The sequence below is a fragment of the Pseudomonas sp. C2B4 genome (assembly GCF_013359695.1).
Taxonomy (GTDB): Bacteria; Pseudomonadota; Gammaproteobacteria; order Pseudomonadales; family Pseudomonadaceae; genus Aquipseudomonas.
Genome location: NZ_JABFMU010000107.1, coordinates 1 through 7,943, shown reverse-complemented (window position 1 = coordinate 7,943; position 7,943 = coordinate 1). Strand labels below are relative to the sequence as shown.

The window sequence follows — 7,943 nt, the reverse complement described above, 5'->3', positions numbered from 1 at the left end:
TTCTGGTTTGATGGTGGCTGTTCTACCGCTTTCGCGAGCAGGCTCGCTCCCACAGGGGAATGCATTCCAAATGTGGGAGCGAGCCTGCTCGCGAAGACGGCATCACAGTCAACGCATATGACCTTGATTCACCCCCGTCACGGCGCCTGAAAGGTCTGCAGATAAGCCAGCAGATCATCGATCTTTTCCTGATCGCTGATCCCCCAGAAAATCATCCGCGTACCGGAAACCACCGCCTTCGGTTCCTCGATATACGCCGCCAGTTTTTCCCGCGTCCAAACGATGCCTGAGTTCTTCATGGCATCAGAGTACTGATAGTCCGTGGTGCTGCCGGCAGCACGTCCGACAATACCGTTGAGTTGCGGGCCGAAGAATGCGCGCGCGCCCTCCCCGACCTGATGGCATCCGCCGCACACCCGCTTGAACAGTTTCCCGCCCGCCTCGGCGTCACCCTGTGCGTTCGCTTGCGCAGCGAACAGGCCTGAAACCAGGCTCAAAAGGAGGGTCATCACGGCCGCTTTGTTCATCTACAGCTCCAGATCAGGCGTTGCCTACCGCAAAAAATGGCCACCATTTGATCACGACTTGATCGCTTTCCCGAAGGACTTCAGACGCACAATGCCAAAGCCTGCCGTCCATCCCGCCAACGAGCGCGCAGCCGAGGCCCGCCTAGACTAGCCTATCAACGCGTCTCAACTGCAAAGCGCATCGACTCACCCGGTGAGTGGCGTGAACACCCGCCACCGCGCCTCAATGAAGGGAGGGACAACCATGAAAATTGTCGTCATCGGCGGTACAGGCTTGATCGGAACCCAGCTCTGCAAAGTTCTGCGCGAAGGTGGACATGATGTCGTGCCCGCCACGCCCAGTACCGGTGTCAACGCCGTCACTGGGGAAGGTTTGCAGGCAGCCCTGCAAGGCGCCGAGGTGGTGGTCGACGTCGCCAACTCCCCCTCGTTCGAAGATGCCGCTGTGCTGGAGTTCTTCGAAAAATCCGGACGCAACCTCGCCGCCGCCGAGAAGGCCGCCGGGGTCAAGCACCACGTCGCCCTGTCGGTCGTGGGGACGGAACGGATGCTCGAAAGCGGTTACTTCCGCGCCAAAATGGCCCAGGAGGAATTGATCAAGAAAGCCGGTGTGCCCTACACGATTCTGCGCGCCACGCAGTTTTTCGAATTCCTCGGCGCCATCGCGCAATCCGGCGCTCAAGCAGACGGCACCATTCGCCTGACCTCGGCCGCCCTGCAGCCGATTGCCTCGGCCGATGTCGCGGCGGCGCTGGCAAAAATCGCCGTGGCGGCGCCCACCGGCAAGACCGAGGAAGTGGCCGGCCCCGACAAGCAGCCCCTGGTGTCGTTCGCCAAAACCTACCTGCAACACACAAACGATCAGCGCGAAGTGATCACTGACGATAACGCCGGTTACTACGGCGCGATCATCAACGACCAGTCGCTGACTCCGGGGGCCAATCCCATCCTCGGAAAAATTCACTTCGATCAATGGCTGAAGAGTACCAACGCCTAGCGCTGACGGACGGTGGGCGTACCACTCGCCCCTGCCCGGTCAGGCAATAGCACCCACTCATTCATTTCATCAGGAGCGTCCCATGCGTACCCCCGCTCTCCTCGCCCTGCTTGCCCTGTCGTTCAGCGCCACACCGGCCCTGGCTGCCGACGCGCCCCATCCGGACGTCAAGGAGGTGTCGGTCACGGCACTGCCCGACTACCCCGGCAAGGAAGTATTGATGCTCACCGTCGAGTACCCGCCAGGCGGTGCCGACCCGGTTCACCGGCACGACGCCCATGGGTTCATCTATGTGCTCGAAGGCTCCATCGTCATGGGGGTCAAGGGTGGCAAGGAAGTCACGCTGATGCCCGGACAAAGCTTCCACGAAGGCCCCAATGACATCCACACCGTGGGCCGCAATGCCAGTAACGAAAAACCTGCCAAATTCGTGGTGTTTCTGTTGAAGGACCAGGGCAAGCCACCGGTTTTACCGGTTCCCTGAACCTGCCACCTCTCGACGGTTGCCGACCCGTTGCCTTGCGCAAATACCGGGTCGGCAGCCACTTTTCCGGCCCTTCCCATACCTGTGTATGACGCGTTCATACCTAGATGTTTTGCTGCGCAACCTATGCATAAGTGACGTGATTACTGGGCCAATTATGATGCGGACATCGAATGTCAGGGCTGAAACGGCCTGCATTCCTGCCTGCCAGGTTATTGCTTGAATAACCCCTCTGACCCAAAAGGTGAACATGATGAACACCCCTCGCCACGCATTAGGGATTGCCCTTCTCTCGACCCTTGGTTTGATCGCGCCCCACCTTCATGCCGCCGAGGCGGGTGCCGGAACGGCCGGCGGCAGCACCGCCGCGCATAACGCTGCCGAAGGCGCCACCGACCGTATCAAGGAAAGGCAACTGGCCGCCGACGGTGCGGATCGTCTCAAGGGGAAACAGGTTGCTGAAGGCGGTGCTGATCGCCTGAAAGAACGCCAACTCGCCGAAGGTGGCGCCGATCGTCTCAAGGAACGCCAACTTGCCGAAGGTGGCGCCGATCGTCTCAAAGAACGCCAACTTGCCGAGGGTGGCGCCGATCGCCTCAAGGAACGCCAACTCGCCGAAGGTGGTGCCGATCGTCTCAAGGAACGCCAACTCGCCGAGGGTGGTGCCGATCGCCTGAGAGAACGGCAACTGGCGGCGGACGGTTCCGAACGGTTGAAACAAAACAACGTTGCGACGGGCGGCTACAACTCGATGCGCGGGACACGGGTGGCGGAAGGTGGTTCCGACCGACTGCTGCAGAACCATTACGCCGACGGCAGCAACGGCTACGATGCCAGCTCCGACGTCATGCCCTATTTCTGCCTGGAGTGCCGCTGACCGGCGATTGAGCCGAGGCAGAAAACAAAAATCCGGAGCCTGAGCAGGTCTCCGGATTTTTTTGGCGGCTGTGATTACTGAACGTTTTTCAGCTTGATCACATCACCGGAAACCTTGGTGGTGTAGCCATTGAGCACCCATGCCCAGAACCAGCGTTCCTGCACCTGGGTGTTGATCATGGCATCGCCGCCCTTGGCTTTGATCGCCTCGTTCTGTGCCCGCACAAAACGACTGTTCTGACGAATCGGGATCAGGTTGAACAGCATCAGGCCCGTGGCGCTCGCTTCGCTGTGCCCCAAGACGGTGTACTGGCTGCTGTCGTAATGCTGGGTGTTCATTGGCGCGCTGTTGCAACCGGCCAGCAACAACCCGAAGCAGGCACCCGCGATAACTTTACTGAGGTATTTCACTGTACAACTCCATGAGAAAACGCCCGGGATCCATCTCTCGAGCGGTGCACATTTTACCGAAAATAGTGGCAAAGAGATATCACCGCATCAACACCACAATCCCTGTGGGAGCGAGCCTGCTCGCGAAGGCGGCGTGTCAGGCAACAATATTGTCGACTGATGCACCGCTTTCGCGAGCAGGCTCGTTCCCACAGTTGATCGGTGTATTAAGGTCTCAGTCCTTGAAGTCCGTCGACAGCGCCAGCTCATTCCACTCGGCCAGTTCCTGGGCGACGAAACGGTTTTTCGCTTCGATGCGCGCGATGGTGTCGCTGCCCAGTGCCAGGCGTTGCGGTGGCTTCGGTGCATTGACCAGGGCCAACATGGCCTCGGCGAACTTCACCGGATCGCCCGGTTGGGCGTGGTTGGCGGCCTCGGCATGCTTGCGCATCGCACCCACCGTTTCGTCGTAATCCGGCAGTTCCAGCGCGGTCTTCACCAGCGATTGCTCGTCGAGGAAGTCAGTGCGGAAGAAGCCCGGCTCCACCACCGTGGCGTGGATGCCCAGCGGCGCCAGTTCCTGATGCAGCGCCTCGGTGATGCCTTCCACCGCAAACTTGGTGGAACCGTAGACACCCCAGCCCATGTAGGCCTGATAGCCACCGATGGACGAAATGTTGATCACATGCCCGGAACGCTGGCGACGCATGTGCGGCAGTACCGCGCGGGTCACGTTGAGCACGCCGAAGACGTTGGTAGCGAACAGACGCTCGGTCTCGCTGGCGCTGGTTTCTTCCACCGCCCCCAACACACCAAACCCGGCATTGTTGATCAGCACGTCGATGCGGCCAAAACGCTTGATGCCTTCTGCCACGGCCTGATGCGCTTCCTCCTCGCGGGTCACATCCAGTCGCACGGCCAGCAGGTTGGGATGATCGCCCAGTTTGGCGATGATTTCTTCGGGTTTACGAGCCGTGGCAATCACCGCGTCGCCGGCACGCAGGGCGTGTTCTGCGATCAGAGTGCCAAAACCACGGGAAGCGCCAGTAATGAGCCAAGTACGCATATCAACTCCTCCTGTCAGCGACCCGAGCGTGATTGCCGGGCCTTCTTGATGAGTTGACGCAACTTTAAAACTCCACTACTGATGTGATAATCCCAATAATTTTGCATGGCTTTGTGAAAGGTATTCACAGATGAAAGCACCTTCGGCAGCGGACCTTTCGATCTTCCTGTGCGTGGCCAATCACCTGAACTTCAGCCGGGCAGCGGTCGAACTGGGCGTGACGCCTTCAGCACTCAGCCACTCGGTGCGCACCCTGGAGAACCGGCTCGGCGTCAGGCTGTTCAATCGCACCACCCGTAGCGTCGGCTTGACCGAGGCCGGATTACGACTCTGCGCACGATTGAAACCGGCCTTCCGGGACATCGACGATGCCCTGGAAGACCTCAACCACTTCCGCGACAAACCCTCGGGCAGCCTGCGCATCACGGCCGGCCGCCAGGCCGCGGAACTGGTGTTGCTGCCACTGGCCAGCCGGTTCCTGGAGGTTTATCCGGACGTGAAACTGGAGATTGTGGCGGACGACGGCCTGGTGGATGTGGTCTCCGCCGGGTTTGATGCCGGCGTGCGTTTCGGCGCGCGGCTGGAGGCTGACATGGTGTCCTTGCCGATCGGCGCCTATATGCGCTCGGTGGTCGTGGGCTCGCCGGCGTTCTTCGCCCGGCACCCGGTTCCGCAGAAGCCCGAAGACATCCACGGCCTGCCGTGCATCCGTCATCGTTTTCCCAGCGGATCGCTGTATCGCTGGGAGTTCGAACGCGGCGGGATCGCCCAGGAAATCGAAGTCGACGGCCCGCTGACCCTGGGCGACGTGAGCCTGATGGTCGGCCCGGCGCTGCAGGGCACCGGCCTGGCCTACATTTTCGAAGACATGGTCAAGGCGCCGGTGGCCGACGGTTGCCTGATACAAGTGCTGGGCGACTGGTGTCCCTATTACCCGGGATTGCACCTCTATTACCCGAGTCGTCGCCACGTGCCGGCAACGCTCAAGGCCTTTATCGAGTTTGCCCGTGCCGATCGCGAGTCGAGCCCACGTCAGGGTCATCCTCAACCAGCAGCGCGGCCAGGCGCTTGATCAACGGCGTGGCCAGCAACACGAAAGGAATGAGGGTGGCCCAGGCCAGTAGCCAGGCCTTGAACCAGTACGCCATCAGTGCGCCGGAGGGTAGGCCGTCGGGGCTGGCAATCGCTGCGGCAATGGCACAGGTGATGGCCGACTGAATGACGCCAGCAACGTGCTGGCGGTAGCGCGGGGATAATCTGGGCATGCGGCGGACCTCGCGAAAGCATGGCGATGCCCCATGCAAGGGTGCACCGCCATGGGGTGGTTCAGGCTTTGAGGTAGTCCAGGGTCTGCGCCGTGGTCCACAGCGCGTTGGCGATGTAGCGGTAGTTGATCAGCGCCGCCAGGTAGCCATCGCCTTCCGGGGTGGTCGGGCCGGCGGTGGCGTCGCGGACGACGGCCACTTCAAAGCCCTGCTCCAACAGTTCGCGCAAGTGCGACTCGACACAGAGGTTCGCCGCCATGCCCGCCAGAATGATCTGCGATACGCCTTTCTTGCGCAGTTGCAGGGCCAGGTCGTTGGTTTCCGGACCGTACACCTTGTGCGGCGAGGCGATGATGGTTTTGCCGTCGAGGATGTACGGCTTGAACTCGGGCATGAAATCGGCGCCGGAGTTTTCGAAGCCATCGAGGGTCAGCGGCCCCTTGCGATCGAACATGCAGATGCTGTGCATGACCTTTTCCAGCGGCCCGCCGAAATGCCATTCGTGGTCGCACGGGTAGTAGTAATGCGGGGAAACGGCGACGGTGATGCCCGCGTCCTTGGCGGCAGCGAACAATTGCCCGAGGTGATTGACCACGTCGTGCTCGACGATGCTCTTGCCAAACACGCTCCAGCTCACGCCCTCGGGGCTGAGGAAGTCGATCTGCGGATCGATGACCACGAGTGCGGCGCGGGACAGGTCGAGTTTCATGCCTGGGTCCGGCAGCGCGGGTTCTGCAGGATCGGCGTACGGGGTGCGAATCGTATCGTTGCTCATGAGGTGGACTCCGGTGCGGGGAAAGAAAGTCGCGCAGAAAAATCGCTCTGCGCCGTAGCACCCGCCAGGGGCGTTGATTACCATCGGCGAGAACTGCATCCTACGGTCGCGCCCTGCTCCGCTTTTGCCAGGACGTACAGAGTCTTTACCCGGGCGTCTCCAACATGGATATCCTTTCCGAATTCTTCGAACGCACGCACCTGCAAGGCCGGTTGTTTTTCGCCGGTCCCATGGACGGCACGCTGGTACTCGACAAGCCGCCGGGCATGGCGTTCATCCATGTGATCAGTCGCGGCGGTATCGACATGGTGCAGCCGGGCGTGCCGAAAATATCCATCACCGAGCCCAGCGTGCTGTTTTGCCCCAGCAGTTGCCGATACCAGTTGCGCTCGAGTTCGGTCGAGGGCGCTGAGCTGATCTGCGCCTCGTTCCAGTTCGGGCGCAACGCGCTGCAACCCTTCCCTCTTGGGCTCAAGCAAACCCTGGTGTTTCCCTTCCGGGAACTGGACAACCTCACGCCCCTGCTCGGCACCCTGATCAACGAATTCCAGGACCAGGCCCCGGGCCGGAGCAAGGCACTGAACCTGTTGCTCGAATACCTCTTCGTACGGCTGGTACGGCGCTCGGTGATGGAAGGCAAGATCGCCAGCGGCCTGCTCTATGCCCTGCAGGACGGGCGTCTGGCAAGCGTGTTCAACCGGATCCACCAGGAGCCGGAAGCACTCTGGACCGTGGAGAAACTGGCTCACCTGGCGAACATGTCCCGCTCGAAATTCTCGGCGTGCTTCACCCGGATCATGGACATTTCACCGATGGGCTACGTCACGACCTGGCGCATGAAACTGGCCCAGGACCTGTTGCGTGACGGGGTGCAGATCAAGGTGATCGCGGCGTCGGTGGGCTACAGCTCCCAGGCGTCGTTCTCCAGGACCTTCCTCAACGTGGTGGGCTGCCCACCGGCCGAATGGCTCAAGCGCGATGCAAGCGGTGAGGACGTGCCGCCGGTGACGGCCCGCGTGCAGCGCGACCTGCCAGATGATTCATCCCCCCATTAACCCTGTCAGAGAGAAAAACAGATGGTCACGTGCTACCTCAAATACGTGCTCGACCCCTACAAGCTCGACGAGTTCGAGCATTACGGCAAACTGTGGATTCCCCTGGTGGAAAAATTCGGCGGCCAGCATCACGGTTACTTCCTGCCGTCCGAGGGCGCCAACAACATCGCCCTGGCGATGTTCACCTTCCCCAGCCTGGCGGCCTACGAAACGTATCGGCAACAGTCGATGAACGACCCGGAGTGCATCGCGGCATTCAAGTACGCGCAAGAAACCCGCTGCATTCTCAGCTATGAGCGCAGCTTCTTCCGGCCAGTCTTCGGCTAATCAAAAACGCAGCCTGCGCCCGACAACAATCCCATTGTGGGAGCGAGCCTGCTCGCGATAGCAATTTAGCATTCAACATTCTTGTCGACTGACCCACCGCTATCGCGGGCAAGCCCGCTCCCACAGGGGACTGCGAACACCCGAGAAAACCTGGTCGACTGGCAGGCCGTCTTCGCGAGCA

The 7,943-nt window shown here is 60.9% G+C and carries 11 protein-coding genes; 6 read left to right on the top strand and 5 right to left on the bottom strand.

The annotated features are described in order from the left end of the window. Nucleotides 1-137 precede the first annotated feature (137 nt). Nucleotides 138-527, bottom strand: a complete 390-nt coding sequence (locus HNQ83_RS30505) for a cytochrome c family protein (protein ID WP_175392555.1) — start codon at nucleotides 525-527, stop codon at nucleotides 138-140. Nucleotides 528-771: 244 nt separating this feature from the next. Between HNQ83_RS30505 and HNQ83_RS30500 the strand changes: the two genes are divergently transcribed. The 3 genes from HNQ83_RS30500 (at nucleotide 772) to HNQ83_RS31405 (ending at nucleotide 2,885) form a co-directional block, all read left to right on the top strand. Next, nucleotides 772-1,524, top strand: a complete 753-nt coding sequence (locus HNQ83_RS30500; RefSeq protein ID WP_175392554.1) for an SDR family oxidoreductase — start codon at nucleotides 772-774, stop codon at nucleotides 1,522-1,524. A gap of 82 nt (nucleotides 1,525-1,606) precedes the next feature. Beyond that, a complete protein-coding gene (locus tag HNQ83_RS30495; RefSeq protein WP_175392553.1) occupies nucleotides 1,607-2,008 on the top strand; it encodes a cupin domain-containing protein in 402 nt (133 codons plus the stop codon). Nucleotides 2,009-2,258: 250 nt separating this feature from the next. Beyond that, nucleotides 2,259-2,885 carry a phage infection protein gene (locus HNQ83_RS31405; RefSeq protein ID WP_256669348.1) on the top strand — a complete coding sequence of 209 codons (627 nt, stop codon included), beginning with the start codon at nucleotides 2,259-2,261 and terminating at the stop codon, nucleotides 2,883-2,885. 74 nt (nucleotides 2,886-2,959) lie between these two features. Here the strand turns inward: HNQ83_RS31405 and HNQ83_RS30485 are convergent, their stop codons facing one another. Both HNQ83_RS30485 and HNQ83_RS30480 read right to left on the bottom strand, forming a co-directional pair. Then, nucleotides 2,960-3,295, bottom strand: a complete 336-nt coding sequence (locus HNQ83_RS30485) for a hypothetical protein (RefSeq protein WP_175392552.1) — start codon at nucleotides 3,293-3,295, stop codon at nucleotides 2,960-2,962. Between the two features lie 214 nt (nucleotides 3,296-3,509). Beyond that, a complete protein-coding gene (locus tag HNQ83_RS30480; protein WP_175392551.1) occupies nucleotides 3,510-4,340 on the bottom strand; it encodes an oxidoreductase in 831 nt (276 codons plus the stop codon). Between the two features lie 130 nt (nucleotides 4,341-4,470). On the opposite strand from HNQ83_RS30480, the gene HNQ83_RS30475 reads away from it, so the two are divergent. Next, entirely contained in the window at nucleotides 4,471-5,412 is a 942-nt protein-coding gene (locus HNQ83_RS30475; RefSeq protein ID WP_175392550.1) for a LysR family transcriptional regulator, read from the top strand. Here the strand turns inward: HNQ83_RS30475 and HNQ83_RS30470 are convergent. Then, nucleotides 5,333-5,605, bottom strand: a complete 273-nt coding sequence (locus HNQ83_RS30470) for a DUF2798 domain-containing protein (RefSeq protein WP_175392549.1) — start codon at nucleotides 5,603-5,605, stop codon at nucleotides 5,333-5,335. The genes HNQ83_RS30475 and HNQ83_RS30470 overlap by 80 nt on opposite strands. A gap of 61 nt (nucleotides 5,606-5,666) precedes the next feature. After that, a complete protein-coding gene (locus tag HNQ83_RS30465; protein ID WP_175392548.1) occupies nucleotides 5,667-6,380 on the bottom strand; it encodes a cysteine hydrolase family protein in 714 nt (237 codons plus the stop codon). A gap of 164 nt (nucleotides 6,381-6,544) precedes the next feature. On the opposite strand from HNQ83_RS30465, the gene HNQ83_RS30460 reads away from it, so the two are divergent. Both HNQ83_RS30460 and HNQ83_RS30455 read left to right on the top strand, forming a co-directional pair. After that, nucleotides 6,545-7,435, top strand: coding sequence for an AraC family transcriptional regulator (locus HNQ83_RS30460; RefSeq protein WP_175392547.1), 891 nt, complete (start codon nucleotides 6,545-6,547; stop codon nucleotides 7,433-7,435). Between the two features lie 21 nt (nucleotides 7,436-7,456). Then, on the top strand, nucleotides 7,457-7,762 hold the full coding sequence (locus tag HNQ83_RS30455) for an NIPSNAP family protein (protein ID WP_175392546.1): 306 nt from the start codon (nucleotides 7,457-7,459) through the stop codon (nucleotides 7,760-7,762). Nucleotides 7,763-7,943: the final 181 nt, after the last annotated feature.